Source organism: Ancylobacter sp. WKF20 (assembly GCF_029760895.1).
Lineage (GTDB): Bacteria > Pseudomonadota > Alphaproteobacteria > Rhizobiales > Xanthobacteraceae > Ancylobacter.
Genome location: NZ_CP121679.1, coordinates 2,555,776 through 2,570,803, shown reverse-complemented (window position 1 = coordinate 2,570,803; position 15,028 = coordinate 2,555,776). Strand labels below are relative to the sequence as shown.

Sequence of the window (15,028 nt, the reverse complement as noted above, 5' to 3'; positions counted from 1 at the left end):
CTTCGTCGTGAAGACGGAGGCGATTGCCATGACGATGCCTGTGCTGACCAGCCGACCCGCGCATCCCTTCCTGTCCGGCGCGGCGAATGTCTTGCCGGGGCTCGTGCTGACCGCGGCCATCGCGGCCGCCGCCTTCGGGCTGCGGCAAGTGCCGGGGCTCCAGCTTTTCAGCCCGCTGATCCTCGCCATCCTCCTCGGCATGGCGCTGCACAACCTCGTCGGCACGCCGGTCCTCGCCAAGCCCGGCGTGACCTTCACCCTGCGGCGCATCCTGCGGGCGGCCATCGTGCTGCTCGGGCTCCAGCTCACGGCGGCGCAGATCGTCGAGGTCGGCCTGGCCGGTGTCGCGGTGATCGCGCTGACGTTGGTCGCGACCTTCCTGTTCACCGTGCGGCTCGGCCGGCTGCTCGGCGTCGACGCCCCGCTGGCGCAGCTTATCGCGGCGGGAACCTCGATCTGCGGCGCCTCGGCGGTGATCGCCACCAACACGGTGACGCGCGCGCCGGATGAGGATGTCGCCTATGCGGTGGCCTGCGTCACCGTCTTCGGCTCCATCGCCATGTTCCTCTACCCGCTGCTGCCGGGCCTCTTGCACCTCACCCCGCGCGCCTATGGGCTGTGGGCCGGCGCCTCGATCCATGAGGTCGCGCAGGTGGTGGCCGCCGCCTATCAGGACGGGCAGGCGGCGGGCGAGTTCGGCACCATCGCCAAGCTGACGCGGGTGATGATGCTGGCGCCGGTGGTGCTGACCCTCGGCTTCCTCGCCAGCCGCCGCGCCGGAGCCGGGACGGAAGCGGCCCGGCCGCCCGTGCCGTGGTTCGTGCTAGGCTTCATCGCCATGATCGCGTTCAACAGCGTTGTTGCCGTGCCGGCGGAGATGAAGACCGCGCTCGTCGGCCTCACCACCTTCCTGCTGTCGATGGCGCTGGCGGCGATGGGGCTGGAGACCGACATTGCCCGGCTGCGCGCCAAGGGGCTGCGCCCCCTGCTGCTGGGTCTCGCCGCCTTTGCCTTTGTCGGCAGCTTCAGCCTAATGCTGGTGATGACCATCGGCTAAAGGCTTTCGGACGGCGCCATGACGCTTGAGCAGTTGCGCATCTTCGTGGCGGTGGCCGAGCGCGAGCATCTCACAAGGGCGGCGCAGGCGCTGAACCTGACGCAGTCGGCCACCAGCGCGGCCATCGCGACGCTGGAAGCCAATCACGCGACCAAACTCTTCGACCGGATCGGCCGGCGTATCGCGCTCACCGAGGCCGGGCGGCTGCTGCTGGTGGAGGCGCGGGCGGTGCTCGCCCGCGTGGCGGCGGCCGAGCAGGTTCTGGTGGATCTCTCGGGTCTCGCGCGCGGGCGGCTGGCGCTGGCCGGCAGCCAGACCGTCGCCAATTACTGGCTGCCGGAGATCGTCCAGCGCTACCGCGCGCTCTATCCGGGCATCGAGGTGCGCATCGAGATCGGCAACAGCGATGAGGTTGCCGCTCGCGTGCGCGACGGGGCCGCCGATCTCGGCATCGTCGAGGGGGAGATCGAGGATGGCGCGCTGGCGGTGCGGCCGGTGGCAGAGGACGAGATGGTGCTCGTCGCCCCGGTGGTGCATCCCTGGAGCTGGAAGCCGCCCCGCACGGCGGAGGCGCTGGGTGAAGGGCCCTGGGTGCTGCGCGAGCCGGGCTCGGGCACGCGGGCGATCTTCGAGGCCTATCTGGCCACGCGGGGGCTCGCACCGGGGGCGCTGAACATCGTGCTGGAATATCCGTCCAACGAGGCGATCCGGGCGGCGGTCGAGGCGGGGAGCGGGGCGACGGTGATCTCCCGACGCGTCGTCGACAGCGCGATCCGGGCCGGCACCATGGCGCTGATCGATGTGCCCATGCCCTCGCGGCGCTTCATCGCGCTCAATCACCGCGAGCGCTACATGACGCGCGCGGCGCAGGCTTTTCTTGATCTGCTTAAGCCCGCCTGATCGCGGCGCGGGCGCCACGCAAAAGGGCCGGATCGCTCCGGCCCTTTCGATGATCCTGAGCGGACGGCTCAGAACTTGTAGGTGACGCCGACGCCGACGATCCACGGGTTGAGATCGGCGGTGCCGGTCAGCGGCGTGCCGGCCACGGTCACGTCGAAATCGGGCTGGAGGAAGAGCTTCTTGAGGTCGACGTTGAAGCCCCAGTGCTCGTCGAGCATGTAGTCGAAGCCGACCTGCAGGGCCCAGCCCCAGGTGTTGTGCACGTCCAGCGAGTCGGCCGAATCGGCCTGCTGGTCGAAGAAGAAGGTGTAGTTGATGCCGGCGCCGACATAGGGTTTGAACGCGCCGAAATCGGTGAAGTGGTACTGCAGCGTCAGGGTCGGCGGCAGCAGCCACACTTCGCCGATCTTGCCGAGGCTCGACAGCGAGCCCGCGCCGTTGATGTCATGCGGCGTGACGCCGAGGATCAGTTCGGCCGCCCAGTTCTTGGTGAAGAAGTAGGTGATGTCGAGTTCGGGCACCACCGAGTCGGAATAGCTGAGATCCGAGCCCGACACCCCGTTCACCGAGCCGCCATTCTCCGGGATGACGCCGAGCACGCGCACGCGGATCATCCACGGGTTGAACTCTTCCACCGGGGCCGGCGCCTTGAACACCGGGGCCGGCGTGGCGCCGAGATCCGCGGCACTGGCCAGATCAAGCGCGGCGAAAGAGGTGGTGGTGGCGAGCACCGCGCCGAGCGCGGCGAGCGTGTTGATGATGTTGTGGCGCGTGGACATGCGCGATCCCCTTGAATTCCCAGCCCCGGCCCCATGTCCGGTACACGGCGCTATTCCTGAAGCGGGACGGGCCGGGAGCGGTTGATTCATGTCAACCGTGTGGCGGGCCGCGCGAAACTGTGACCGCAGTGCAACAACGGTAAGCGGTGCCGTCACCTTCGCGACAGGTATAGGATGCAGAAAAGCATCGCGGCCGCACCATCGGCGGCACGCGGGAGATGTGGAGGATAATGATGGGCGTGGAAGGATTTCTCTCGACCGAGGACGAGCGCGCGGCGCGCCAGCTGGTCGAGCAGGCCGATCTCATCCTGCAGGCGCGCGACGGCGACATTCCGCCGCTCTTTGCCAGCCGGCTGTTCGGACGAGCCGTGGCCGAAGATGTGCGGCTCTACACCCCGCATGAACTGGCGGCGCTGGCACAGCGCGCCTATGCCCATCTTGCCCGCCGCACCCCCGGCACCGCCGATGTCCGCGTCGAGGTTCCCGAGGCGGAGGGCGACCGCCTCGCCAAGGTGAGCGTCGTCGAAATCGTCAATGACGACATGCCGTTCCTGCTCGATTCGGTGATGGCGGCGCTGAATGCGCGCGGCCTTACCGCGTCGCTGGTGGTCCATCCGCTGCTGGCGGTGGAGCGTAATTCGGCGGGCGTGCTCGAAGGCGTCTCCGGCACCGACGCGCCGGCCGGCCAGCGCGCCCGACGCGAGAGCCTCATTCATGTCCACGTGCCGCGAATCGAAAATGAAGGCGAGCGCGTCGCCATCGCTGCCGATCTGACGCAGATTCTGGCCCGTGTGCGCGCGGCGGTGCGCGACTGGAAGCCGATGATCGAGCAGGTCCGCACGGCGCTGGCCGATCTCGCCCATGCGCCCGAGACGGTGCCGCTCGAGGAGATCGAGGAGGCGAGGGCCTTCCTTGAATGGCTGCTCAGCGGCAATTTCACCTTTCTCGGCTGCCGCTATTATGACGCGCGCCCGAGCGACGACGGCACGGTCAAGGTGGCGAATTTCGACCGCCGCATGAGTGACGCACTCGGCGTGCTGGCCGATGAGGAGTTTCGCCTGTTCCGCCGCGCCAGCGATGCGCGGGCGGTGAGCACGGACCTTGCCGACGTGCTGGCCGAGGCGACGCCGCTCATCATCACCAAGTCGCGGACCCTCTCCGTGGTGCACCGGCGCGCCTGGATCGATGTGGTCGTCATCAAGCGCTACGATGCGGAAGGGCGCATCATTGGCGGGTTGGCGCTCGCCGGCCTGTTCACCAATACCGTCTATACCGGCTCCGTGCGGGCCATCCCCATCCTGCGGCGCAAGGCGGCGGCGGTGCTGGTGCGCGCCGGCTTCGTGCCCGACAGCCATTCCGGCCGGGCGCTGGTGAAGGTGCTGGAGAGCTTCCCGCGCGACGACCTGTTCCAGATGGACCCGGAGACGCTCTACCAGTTCGCCATCGCGGTGCTGCAACTGGACGAGCACCCGCGCGTGCGCGTGCTCGCCTGGCGCGACCGTTTCGCCCGCTTCATGTCGGTGCTGGTCTTCGTGCCGCGCGACCGCTACGGCTCGGAGGTGCGCGAGGAGATCGGCGCGCTGCTGGAGACCTCGTTCGGCGGTCAGGTCGCGGCCTCGCGCCCGCTCTTTCTCGAAGGGCCGCTGACGCGGGTGCATGTCATCGTCGAACTGACCGGCGAGACCGCGCGCGAGCCCGGCCGCGTCGAGCTCGAAGAGGCGGTGGCCGGCATCATCCGCACCTGGGACGATGCCTTCGCGGCCGCTCTCGGGCTGGTGTTCTCACCCGGCCAGGCCACGCTGCTGGCGCGCCGCTATGGCGAGGCGTTCCCGGCGGGCTACCAGAGCGGCTACACGCCGGAGGAAGCGCTGGGGGATCTGCGGCTGGTCGAGCGGCTGAGCGAAGCCAATCCGGTCGCCGTCGAGTTCCACCGGCCCGCCGCCGTGCAGGGGCGCGAGCGCATCGCGCTCAAGGTGTTCAGCCATGGCGTGCCGCGCCTGCTCTCCGAGCGGGTGCCGATGCTGGAGGCGATGGGCTTCATCGTCGTCGACGAGCGCACCTTCACCATCTCGCCGGAGGGCCGCGAGCCGGTCTATCTGCACGACATGGTGCTGGGGCGTCGGGGCGGCGGGGGTATCGAGCTCGAATCGCTGGAGAGCCGGCTGCACGCCACGCTGATGGCGGTGCTGCGCGGGCAAGCGGAAAGCGATGGCTTCAACGCGCTGGCGCTCAATGCTCGCCTCGGCTGGCGCGACATCGCGCTGCTGCGCACGCTGGCGCGCTATCTGCGCCAGATCGGCCTGCCCTTCAGCCAGGACTATCTCTGGGCGACGCTGAACGGCCATGCGGCTCTTGTCGACCGGCTGGTGGCGCTGTTCCATGCCCGCTTCGAGCCGGGCGCCGATGAGGGGCGCGGTGAGCGGGAAGCGGCGATCCGCGAGGAGATCGAAGCGGCGCTCGCCGATGTGCAGAGCCTCGACGAGGACCGCATCCTGCGCCACTTCGCCAATCTCATCGGCGCGGCGGTGCGCACCAACTTCTTCCAGATCACCGAGGAGGGCGGCCCACGCCCGACCATCGCCATCAAGTTCCGCAGCCATGAGGTCGAGGGGCTGCCGCTGCCGCGCCCGCTGTTCGAGATCTTCGTGCATTCCCCGCGTGTGGAAGGCATCCATCTGCGCTTCGGCCGGGTGGCGCGCGGCGGCTTGCGCTGGTCAGACCGGCCGCAGGATTTCCGCACCGAGGTGCTGGGCCTCGTCAAGGCGCAGCAGGTGAAGAACGCCGTCATTGTGCCGGTCGGCGCCAAGGGCGGCTTCGTGCCCAAGCAGCTGCCGAGCGGGCCGCGCGACGCCATCCAGGCCGAGGGGACGGAGGCCTACAAGCTGTTCGTCACCAGCCTGCTGGAGGTGACCGACAATATCGAGGGCACCGAGATCGTCCACCCGGCGCATACGGTGCGCCATGACGAAGACGACCCCTATCTGGTCGTCGCCGCCGACAAGGGGACGGCGACCTTCTCCGACACGGCCAACGCCATCTCGCAGGCGCGCGGCTTCTGGCTGGGCGATGCCTTCGCCTCGGGCGGCTCGGTCGGCTATGACCACAAGGCCATGGGCATCACCGCGCGTGGTGCGTGGGAAGCGGTGCGCCGGCATTTCCGCGAGATGAATGTCGATATCCGCACCACGCCTTTCACGGTGGCGGGCGTCGGCGACATGTCGGGTGACGTGTTCGGCAACGGCATGATGCTGGAGAGCACCATCAAGCTGGTCGCCGCCTTCGATCATCGCGACATCTTCCTTGATCCCAGCCCCGATCCGGTGGCCTCGCTCAAGGAGCGCCAGCGTCTCTTCGCCCTGCCGCGTTCCTCCTGGCAGGACTATGACAAGTCGCTGATCTCGTCGGGCGGCGGGGTGTTCTCGCGCAGCGCCAAGAGCATTCCGCTCAGCCCGGCGGTGCGCGAGGCGCTCGGCATCGACAAAAGCTCGGCCTCGCCCGCCGAGGTGATGAGCGCGATCCTGCGCGCGCCGGTGGACCTGCTCTGGTTCGGCGGCATCGGCACTTATATCCGCGCCTCCACGGAGACCGACGCGCAGGCCGGCGACCGCGCCAATGACGCGATCCGCATCACCGGCGCGGAAGTGCGCGCCAAGGTGGTCGGCGAGGGCGCCAATCTCGGGGTCACCCAGCGCGGGCGCATTGAGGCGGCGCGCCGCGGCATCCGCCTCAACACCGACGCCATCGACAATTCGGCCGGCGTGAACACCTCGGACGTCGAGGTGAACATCAAGATTGCGCTGGTGCCCGCCGCGCGCGACGGCCGGCTCGACGCCGACAGCCGCAAGGCCCTGCTCGCCTCGATGACCGACGAGGTGGCGGCGCTGGTGCTGCGCAACAACTATCTGCAGACGCTCGCCCTCTCGCTCGCCGAGCGGCGGGGCCTCGATGAGCTCGGTTTCCACCAGCGTCTCATGCAGCAATTGGAGGCGCGCGGCCTGCTCGACCGGGCGGTCGAGTATCTGCCGGGCGATGCCGAGCTGAACGAGCGGCGCGGGCGCGGGGAGGGGCTGAGCCGGCCCGAGCTCGCCGTGCTGCTGGCCTATGCCAAGCTCACCGCCCATGCCGACCTGCTCGACACCGATGTGCCGGATGATCCCTATCTCGCGCGTGAACTCGCCGCCTATTTCCCGCCGGAGCTGAATGCCCGCTTCGCCGACGGCATTGAGGGGCACCGGCTGCGGCGCGACATCATTGCCACGCGCCTGTGCAACGCCATGATCAACCATGGCGGGCCGGCCTTCGTGGCCCGGCTGACCGACGAGACCGGCGCGGATGTCGGCTCCATCGCCAAGGCCTATGCGGCGACGCGCGACAGCTTCGGCCTCGGGGCTCTGGAGAGCGAGATCGACGCGCTGGACGGCACCGTGCCGGGCGCGGTGCAGCTCGCCCTTTATACGGCGGTGAAGGACATGCTGCTCGACCGCACGGTGTGGTTCCTGCGCAATGTCGATCTGCGCCAAAGCCTCGACGAGCTCGTCTCGCATTATTCCGCCGGCATCGGCCCGGTGGAGGATGTGCTGGGCGGCGTGGTGCGCGAACTGGTGCCGGAGGAGACGCGAGCGACCCATGACGGCCATGTCGCCGAGTGGACGCAGGCCGGCGTGCCCGAGCCGCTGGCCCGGCGCATTGCCCGGCTCTCGGCCATCGAAAGCTCGACCGATATCGTGATGATCGCCGACCGCACCAATTCGGCGATCAGCGATGTGGCGACGACCTTCTTCGCCGTCGGCCTGCATTTCCGGCTCGACCGGATTCTGGGCCCGGCGCAGGCGCTTTCCGTGCCGGATTATTATGACCGGCTCGCGCTGGAGCGGGCGCTGGCCGCTTTCGAGATCGCGGTGCGGCGTCTGACCGCCGAGGTCATCACCGAGCACGGGCCGGGCGCGGCGGGTGTCGCCGCCTGGGCGGCGGCGCGTGGCGCTGTGGTGGAGCGCGCGCGCAACGGCGTCTACGAGATCGTTGGCTCGGGGCTCTCCGTGTCGAAGCTCTCCGTGGCGGCGAGCCTGATCGGCGATCTCGTGCGGGCCTGAGGCCGGCTCGCCGTCCGCGCGACTGGTCGGCCTCAGGCCGGCCAGTTCACCGGCGGCAGCGCCTCCAGCGCCGGGCGGGCGAAGAGGTAGCCCTGCGCCAGCGGGATGCCGAGGGCGCGCAATGCCGCGAGCTCGGCGGGGGTTTCCACACCCTCGGCGATGAGCGTGATGCCCAATTCGGTGGCGAGCCCCACCAGCGCCCGCAGGATCGCCTGCTGGCGCGGCGCGGCCTCGACCCCGCGCACCAGCTTCATGTCGATCTTCACCACGTCGGGGGTGAGGTCGGCGAGCAGGGTCAGCCCGGCAAAGCCGGCGCCGAAATCATCAATGGCGACGGTGAAGCCGAGCCCGCGATAGGCGGTGACGATATCCTCGAGGTGCGCCGCGTCGATCACCCGCTCATTCTCGGTGAACTCGAACATCAGCCGGCTCGGGTCGAAACGGTGCTGCCGGCACGCCTGCAGCGTCGCGCGGATGCAGGTCTCCGCGCGGTATACGGCGTTGGGCTGGAAATTGACCGAGAGAAGCGAGCCATCTTCGGGGAACAGCCGACTGGCCAGTTCGATCGCCTTGGCGCGGCAGTCCTGATCGAAGCGGTAGCGATTGGCGTCGGTCACCTTCGCCAGAATATCCCCGGCGGGCTCGCCGGCGGGGCCGCGCACCAGCGCCTCGTGAGCCCATACGCGCCGGGCGGCGATATCCACGATGGGCTGGAACGCCATGGTGAAGCCGAAATCCAGCGGCTCTCCCTGGCAGCCTTCACAAAGACGATTGGGCACGGCTATCCACGCTCCACGACAACGTGGACTAGCCTATCTCAAGCGAGGATTGCGCAAGGCTTCCGAAACGCAGCGACGGCGACAGATTTCCGTCTTGTGACATTTCGGCACGTGCGGCGGGAGGCTACCCCCCGCCGCTGCGCTACCGGGTCAGGCGGCGGCGTGCTTCTTGTTCTGGCGGTGGGAAATGAGATCATCCACCACGGTCGGATCGGCCAGCGTCGAGGTGTCGCCCAGATTGCCGAACTCGTCCTCGGCGATCTTGCGCAGAATGCGCCGCATGATCTTGCCGGACCGGGTCTTGGGCAGGCCCGGCGCGAACTGGATGAGGTCGGGCGAGGCGATCGGCCCGATCTCCTGGCGCACCCAGCCGACCAGTTCCTTGCGCAGTTCCTCGGTCGGCTCGATGCCGGCCATGAGCGTCACATAGGCGTAGATGCCCTGGCCCTTGATGTCGTGCGGGTAGCCGACGACGGCCGCCTCCGACACCTTCGGATGGGCGACGAGGGCGCTTTCCACCTCGGCCGTGCCCATGCGGTGGCCGGAGACGTTGATGACGTCGTCGACGCGGCCGGTGATCCAGTAATAGCCATCGGCGTCGCGCCGGCAGCCGTCGCCGGTGAAGTACTTGTTCGGGTAGGTGGAGAAATAGGTCTGCTCGAAGCGCTCATGGTCGCCATAGACCGTGCGCATCTGGCCCGGCCAGCTGTCGGCGATCACCAGATTGCCCTCGCAGGCTCCTTCCAGCACCTTGCCCTCGGCATCGACGATCTGCGGCACCACGCCGAAGAAGGGGCGGGTGGCCGAGCCGGGCTTGAGGCGCGTGGCGCCGGGCAGCGGGGTGATGAGGATGCCGCCGGTCTCGGTCTGCCACCAGGTATCGACCACCGGGCAACGTTCCTCGCCAACCACGCGGTGATACCACTCCCAGGCTTCCGGGTTGATCGGCTCGCCGACCGAGCCAAGCAGGCGCAGGCTCGCGCGGGAGGTCTTCGTCACCGGCGCGTCGCCCGCCTGCATCAGCGCGCGGATGGCGGTCGGGGCGGTGTAGAAGATGTTGACCTTGTGCTTGTCGATCACTTCCCAGAAGCGGGAATTGGTCGGGTAATTCGGCACGCCCTCGAACATCAGCGTGGTCGCGCCATTGGCCAGCGGGCCATAGACGATGTAGCTGTGGCCGGTGACCCAGCCGATATCGGCGGTGCACCAGTAAATGTCGCCCTCGTGATAATCGAAGACATACTGGTGGGTCATCGAGGCGTAGACGAGATAGCCGCCGGTGGTGTGCAGCACGCCCTTCGGGCTGCCGGTCGAGCCGGAGGTGTAGAGGATGAACAGCGGGTCTTCCGCGTTCACATGCGCCGCCGGGCATTCGCTGGTCACGAGATCGGCCGCCTCGTGATACCAGACGTCGCGGCCGGCCTCCATGTGCACGGTGCCGCCGGTGCGGCGTACAACCACAACGTGATCGACCGCGTCGGGGCCGAGCTTGGCGATGGCGGCGTCGACATTGGCCTTCAGCGGCACCTTGCGCCCGCCGCGCAGGCCCTCATCGGCGGTGATGACCATTTTGGAATCGCAGTCGCGGATGCGGCTGGCGAGGCTATCCGGCGAGAAGCCGCCGAAGACGACCGAGTGGATCGCGCCGAGCCGCGCACAGGCCAGCATGGCGAAGGCGGCTTCGGGGATCATCGGCATGTAGATGGTGACGCGGTCGCCCTTCTCTACATTGCGGTTGCGCAGGACGTTGGCGAAGCGACACACCTCGTCGTGCAACTCGCGATAGGTGATGTGGCGCGACTGCGAGGGATCGTCGCCCTCCCAGATGATCGCGACCTGATCGCCGCGCGTGGCGAGGTGCCGGTCGATGCAGTTATAGGCGATGTTGGTGACGCCATCCTCGAACCATTTGATCGACACCGCGCCCGGCGCATAGGAGGTGTTCTTGACCTTGGTGTAGGGCGTGAACCAGTCGATGCGCTTGCCTTCCTCGGCCCAGAAGCTCTCCGGGTCGCGCACCGAGGCCTCGTATTTGGCCTTGTAGCCGTGCTCGTCCACGAAGGCGCGGGAGGCCCATTGCGCGGGGACGTCGTAGATCTTCTCGGACATGGCGTTTACTCCCCCTTGGGCGGGCACTGGGCGCCGCTCTTGCTCCGGCGCTGAGCGCCGTTTTGCTTTCGCTCGGATTATGGTGACGCGCCCCCGGTGGGACAAGCCAGCGGCCGCGCGACTTTGGTCGGTATGTAATTGTCCTGAAAGGGCTCAGCCATCCCCCGCGCGCGGGCGCCAGATGCTGGTGTGCTTGATGTCGGAATCCTCCAGGTCGCGCGACACAGCCACGCCATATTCCGCAAGCTTTTCAAGCCGTTCGCGCGGCAGGTAGGAGCGGCCGGGATCGCCGATCCACACCTTTGTGCCCCCCGCCGCGAGGGCTTCCAGCCAGGCGAAGACGCGGGCGGCGAGGTCGCGCTCATAGGCGATGTCGCCGGCCAGTACCACGTCCCAGCCGCCGCTCTGGCCGATCAGGTCGTCGCCGCGCACGGTGAGCGGGCCGGCGCCATTGGCCTGTGCGTTCAGCGCGATGGCGGCCTGCGCGAAGCCGTCAATGTCGACGGCTTCCACATGAGCGGCGCCGGCCTTCAGCGCGGCGATGCCGACAAGGCCGGAGCCAGCGGCGAAATCCAGCACCCGGCGGCCCTGAACAATCCCTGGATTATCAAGGACATGGCGCGCCAGCGCCTGCCCGCCGGCCCAAGCGAAGGCCCAGAAGGGCGGGGGCAGGCCGATGGCGCCAAGTTCCTCCTCCGTGCGCTGCCAGATCGGCAGCGACTCGGCGGCGAGGTGGAGCGAGATTTCCGGCACCAGCGGCACCGGCAGCAGGCGCGTTTCCGCGCGGATGAAGGCGCTGGCGTCGGCGATGCCCCCGCCGCTCACCGGCCGTGGTCGGCCATCTCCAGCACGATCTCCCATTCGCGGTCGGTGACGGGCTGCACGGAGAGGCGGGAGAAGCGCATCAGCGCCATCTCGGCGAGGCGCGGCTCGGACTTGATGGCGGCGAGGGGCACCGGATTCTTCAACGGTTCAATGGCCTTGATGTCGACCATGACGAATTTGCCGGTGGGGTCGGAGGGGTCGGGATACGCCTCCTTGATGACCTCGACGATGCCGACGATCTCCTTGCCTTCATTGGAGTGGTAGAAGAAGCCACGATCGCCCAGCTTCATCGCCAGAAGCTGCTGCTTGGCCAGATGGTTACGCACGCCGTCCCAATGCGTGCCGGTCGCCCCGGCGGCAATCTGCTGGTCCCAGGACCATTTGAAGGGTTCGGATTTGTAGAGCCAGTGCGCCATGGTCAGGTTCCGTTACGCTTCCGCTTTCTGGGGCCGCGCCAGCAGCGACCCGATGGCATCATCGACGCCGACACGCCCGGCCAGCACCGCTTCGACCGCGCGCGCGATGGGCATGTCGATGCCCCGCTCATCGGCCATGGCGACCAGCACGCTGGCGGTCAGCGCGCCCTCGGCAAGCTTGCCCGTCGGATGAAAACCCCCGCTTTTCCCGAGGCTTAGACCCAGCGCGTAATTGCGCGACTGGGCGGTGGAGCAGGTGAGGATGAGGTCGCCGAGGCCGGAAAGGCCCGTCAGCGTCTCGCCGCGCGCGCCATAGGCGCGGCCAAAGCGGGTGAGTTCGGCGAAGCCGCGAGCGATGAGGGCGGCGGCGGCGCTGGCGCCGAGTTCGCGACCGCCGACGATGCCGGCGGCGATGGCGAGCACGTTTTTCGCCGCCCCGCCGATCTCCACGCCGCGCACATCCTCGCTGTGATAGAGCCGGAAGGAGGGCGAGCCGAGCGCGGTGGCGAGCGCCTCGGCGACGCTAACCTCTTGAGCGGCCAGTGTTACCGCCGTCGGCAGGCCGGCCGCGACATCGCTGGCGAAGCTCGGGCCGGAAAGGATGGCGGGGAGGCAATGCGGGCAGGCCTCGGCCAGAACCTGCGTCATGAACAGCCCGGTGCCGCGCTCGATGCCCTTGGCGCAGGTAACGAGCGGCGTGCCCTCCCTGAGATGCGGGGCGAGGGCGTGGGCGACCTCCCGGCTCGCCTGCGCCGGTACAACCAGAAGTACAGCGTCGCAAATGGCCAGTGAGTGCAGTGAGGTGGACAGTGAGACCGATGTGTCCAGCTCGACGCCCGGCAGATGGGCGTTGTTGCGGCGGCTCTCCTCCATCGCGGCGATGGCCTGCGCGTCGCGCCCCCAGAGCACCACGGCGCGCCCGGCGCGGGCGGCGGCATTGGCGAGCGCGGTGCCCCAGGCGCCGGCCCCGACCACGCCGATGCGGGCGAAACGCGCGGGCATCAGTCGGCCATCTCCACGCCCGTCACCTCCTCCAGCGGCCAGCGGGCGCGGGGGGCGACGCCGAGCTCGTCGGTGAGGCCCAGAGCGAGGCGCTCGGCGCCGGCCCAGGCGATCATCGCGCCATTGTCGGTGCACAGCTCGGGCGGAGGAACGGCGAGGCGGGTGCCGCCATCGGCGGCGACCTTGTGCAGCACGCGGCGCACCGCCTGATTGGCGCCGACGCCGCCCGCCAGCACCAGCGCGCTCGGCTTCAGCCCGCGCTCGCGCATGACCCGGAGCGCGCAGCGCACCCGGTCGGCGAGAATGTCGACGATGGCGGCCTGGAAGGAGGCGCACAGGTCGTTCACGTCCTGGTCGCCGAGCGGAGCGACCTTGAGCGCTTCCAGTCGCACCGCGGTCTTGAGGCCCGACAGCGAGAAGTCCGGCACCGGCTTGCCATGCAGCGGGCGCGGCAGGGGGAAGCGCGAGGCATCCCCGCGCAGCGCCGCGCGCTCCACCGCCGGGCCGCCGGGATAGGGCAGGCCGAGCATCTTCGCCGTCTTGTCGAAGGCCTCGCCGATGGCATCGTCCATGGTGCCGCCGAGCTTGTGATACTCGCCCACACCGGTGACGGCGACGAGCTGGGTGTGCCCGCCCGAGACCAGCAGCAGCAGGAAGGGGAAGGGCACGGCATCGGTCAGCCGCGCGGTCAGCGCGTGGGCTTCCAGATGATTGACCGCCACCAGCGGCTTCTTCGCGGCGAGGGCGATGGCCTTGGCGGTGGTGAGCCCGACAATGACGCCGCCGATCAGCCCCGGCCCGGCGGCGGCGGCGATGCCGTCCAGCTCCACCAGCTTCACGCCCGAGGAGCGCAGCGCCCGCTCGATGATGCGGTCGAGCACTTCCACGTGAGCGCGGGCGGCGATCTCCGGCACCACGCCGCCATAGGCCGCGTGCTCGGCGGTCTGCGACAGCACGATGTTGGACAGGATGGTGCCGGAACCGTCCGCGCGGCGGCGCACCACGGCCGCGGCGGTCTCGTCGCAGGTGGTCTCGATGCCGAGGAGGAGAAGATCGCGCATTGACTTTCCGGGGTTGGACGGTGTTCTGAACCCGTTCCCGAACCGCTAGCACCGCAGGACGCCATGACGCAATCGCTTCCCCGCCTCCGGCTCGGCACCCGTGGCAGCCCGCTGGCGCTCTGGCAGGCCCATGCCGTGCGCGATGTGCTGGTGCGCCATCACAAATGGGCGCCGGAAGCGGTCGAGGTGGTGGTGATCCGCACCACCGGGGATGCCATCACCGACCGGGCGTTGTCGCAGGCCGGTGGCAAGGGGCTTTTCACCAAGGAAATCGAGGAGGCGCTGCTGGAGCGGCGCATCGACCTCGCCGTGCATTCGGCCAAGGACATGCCGACGCGCCTGCCGGACGGGCTGCACCTTGTCGGCTACCTGCCGCGCGCGGATGTGCGCGACGCGCTGATCCTGCGCGAGGGAGTGGCGCTGCGCGACCTGCCGGAAGGCGCGAAGGTGGGCACCGCCTCGCTGCGGCGCGAGGCGCAGCTGCGCCGGCTGCGGCCGGACCTTCAGGTCTCGCTGCTGCGCGGCAATGTGCAGACGCGGCTGAACAAGGTGGAGAGCGGCGAATTCGACGCGACGCTTCTGGCGCTCGCCGGCCTCACCCGCCTCGGCATGGCGGACCGGGTGAGCAGCGTGCTGGAGACCGGCGATTTCCTGCCGGCCGTCGGGCAGGGGGCGGTGGCGATCGAAACGCGCCAGCGCGACCTCGCGGTCGATTCGCTCATCGTGCCGGTCATCTGCCCGGCGACCGGCCTCGCTTTGCGGGTGGAGCGGGCCTATCTCGGCGAGCTCGACGGTTCCTGCCGCACGCCCATTGCCGGCCATGCGCAGGTGGTGGGAGACGAGATCCGCTTCCGCGGCGCGGTGCTCTCGCCCGACGGCACGCAATATTACGAGATCGTCCGCCACGGGCCGCTCAACCGTGCGCTGGAACTCGGCATCGCCGCCGGGCACGAAATGCGCGCCATGGTGCCGCCCGACCTGCTGCCGCACGTGGCGCATTAAGGCCGGGC

At 69.0% G+C, this 15,028-nt stretch carries 11 protein-coding genes; 4 read left to right on the top strand and 7 right to left on the bottom strand.

Annotated features, from left to right (window positions below; translation table 11 throughout):
• Positions 1-28: 28 nt before the first annotated feature.
• The gene (locus AncyloWKF20_RS11925; RefSeq protein WP_279314279.1) at positions 29-1,057 is read left to right on the top strand and encodes a YeiH family protein; all 1,029 of its coding nucleotides are present in this window, start codon (positions 29-31) and stop codon (positions 1,055-1,057) included.
• An 18-nt stretch (positions 1,058-1,075) separates the two neighbouring features.
• Positions 1,076-1,957: a LysR family transcriptional regulator gene (locus tag AncyloWKF20_RS11920; RefSeq protein ID WP_279314278.1), complete on the top strand. Its 882-nt coding sequence runs from the start codon at positions 1,076-1,078 to the stop codon at positions 1,955-1,957.
• 68 nt (positions 1,958-2,025) lie between these two features.
• Here the strand turns inward: AncyloWKF20_RS11920 and AncyloWKF20_RS11915 are convergent, their stop codons facing one another.
• On the bottom strand, positions 2,026-2,736 hold the full coding sequence (locus AncyloWKF20_RS11915) for an OmpW family protein (protein ID WP_279314277.1): 711 nt from the start codon (positions 2,734-2,736) through the stop codon (positions 2,026-2,028).
• A 233-nt stretch (positions 2,737-2,969) separates the two neighbouring features.
• On the opposite strand from AncyloWKF20_RS11915, the gene AncyloWKF20_RS11910 reads away from it, so the two are divergent.
• The gene (locus AncyloWKF20_RS11910) at positions 2,970-7,826 is read left to right on the top strand and encodes an NAD-glutamate dehydrogenase (protein ID WP_279317950.1); all 4,857 of its coding nucleotides are present in this window, start codon (positions 2,970-2,972) and stop codon (positions 7,824-7,826) included.
• 32 nt (positions 7,827-7,858) lie between these two features.
• Here AncyloWKF20_RS11910 and AncyloWKF20_RS11905 read toward each other — a convergent pair whose 3' ends face one another.
• From AncyloWKF20_RS11905 to tsaD, 6 genes are all read right to left on the bottom strand, one after another.
• Positions 7,859-8,548 (bottom strand): EAL domain-containing protein, encoded by a 690-nt coding sequence (locus AncyloWKF20_RS11905; protein ID WP_279317949.1) that lies wholly within the window; start codon positions 8,546-8,548, stop codon positions 7,859-7,861.
• A gap of 207 nt (positions 8,549-8,755) precedes the next feature.
• Complete coding sequence (gene acs, locus AncyloWKF20_RS11900) at positions 8,756-10,714, bottom strand: acetate--CoA ligase (protein ID WP_279314276.1); 1,959 nt, start codon at positions 10,712-10,714, stop codon at positions 8,756-8,758.
• A 153-nt stretch (positions 10,715-10,867) separates the two neighbouring features.
• Positions 10,868-11,539 (bottom strand): methyltransferase, encoded by a 672-nt coding sequence (locus tag AncyloWKF20_RS11895; protein ID WP_279314275.1) that lies wholly within the window; start codon positions 11,537-11,539, stop codon positions 10,868-10,870.
• The gene (locus AncyloWKF20_RS11890) at positions 11,536-11,955 is read right to left on the bottom strand and encodes an EVE domain-containing protein (protein WP_267585220.1); all 420 of its coding nucleotides are present in this window, start codon (positions 11,953-11,955) and stop codon (positions 11,536-11,538) included. The genes AncyloWKF20_RS11895 and AncyloWKF20_RS11890 overlap by 4 nt, the downstream gene beginning before the upstream one ends.
• A gap of 12 nt (positions 11,956-11,967) precedes the next feature.
• Entirely contained in the window at positions 11,968-12,957 is a 990-nt protein-coding gene (locus tag AncyloWKF20_RS11885) for an NAD(P)-dependent glycerol-3-phosphate dehydrogenase (protein ID WP_279314274.1), read from the bottom strand.
• The gene (gene tsaD / locus AncyloWKF20_RS11880; RefSeq protein ID WP_279314273.1) at positions 12,957-14,018 is read right to left on the bottom strand and encodes a tRNA (adenosine(37)-N6)-threonylcarbamoyltransferase complex transferase subunit TsaD; all 1,062 of its coding nucleotides are present in this window, start codon (positions 14,016-14,018) and stop codon (positions 12,957-12,959) included. The genes AncyloWKF20_RS11885 and tsaD overlap by 1 nt, the downstream gene beginning before the upstream one ends.
• A gap of 63 nt (positions 14,019-14,081) precedes the next feature.
• Here tsaD and hemC point away from each other — a divergent pair, with 63 nt between their 5' ends.
• Entirely contained in the window at positions 14,082-15,020 is a 939-nt protein-coding gene (gene hemC / locus AncyloWKF20_RS11875; protein ID WP_279314272.1) for a hydroxymethylbilane synthase, read from the top strand.
• The last annotated feature ends 8 nt before the right edge of the window (positions 15,021-15,028 follow it).

Coding starts and splice junctions, on each gene's coding strand:
- AncyloWKF20_RS11925 (WP_279314279.1), top strand. CDS start 29: ATGACGATGCCTGTGCTGACCAGCCGACCCGCGCATCCCTTCCTGTCC.
- AncyloWKF20_RS11920 (WP_279314278.1), top strand. CDS start 1,076: ATGACGCTTGAGCAGTTGCGCATCTTCGTGGCGGTGGCCGAGCGCGAG.
- AncyloWKF20_RS11915 (WP_279314277.1), bottom strand. CDS start 2,736: ATGTCCACGCGCCACAACATCATCAACACGCTCGCCGCGCTCGGCGCG.
- AncyloWKF20_RS11910 (WP_279317950.1), top strand. CDS start 2,970: ATGGGCGTGGAAGGATTTCTCTCGACCGAGGACGAGCGCGCGGCGCGC.
- AncyloWKF20_RS11905 (WP_279317949.1), bottom strand. CDS start 8,548: ATGGCGTTCCAGCCCATCGTGGATATCGCCGCCCGGCGCGTATGGGCT.
- acs (WP_279314276.1), bottom strand. CDS start 10,714: ATGTCCGAGAAGATCTACGACGTCCCCGCGCAATGGGCCTCCCGCGCC.
- AncyloWKF20_RS11890 (WP_267585220.1), bottom strand. CDS start 11,955: ATGGCGCACTGGCTCTACAAATCCGAACCCTTCAAATGGTCCTGGGAC.
- AncyloWKF20_RS11885 (WP_279314274.1), bottom strand. CDS start 12,957: ATGCCCGCGCGTTTCGCCCGCATCGGCGTGGTCGGGGCCGGCGCCTGG.
- tsaD (WP_279314273.1), bottom strand. CDS start 14,018: ATGCGCGATCTTCTCCTCCTCGGCATCGAGACCACCTGCGACGAGACC.
- hemC (WP_279314272.1), top strand. CDS start 14,082: ATGACGCAATCGCTTCCCCGCCTCCGGCTCGGCACCCGTGGCAGCCCG.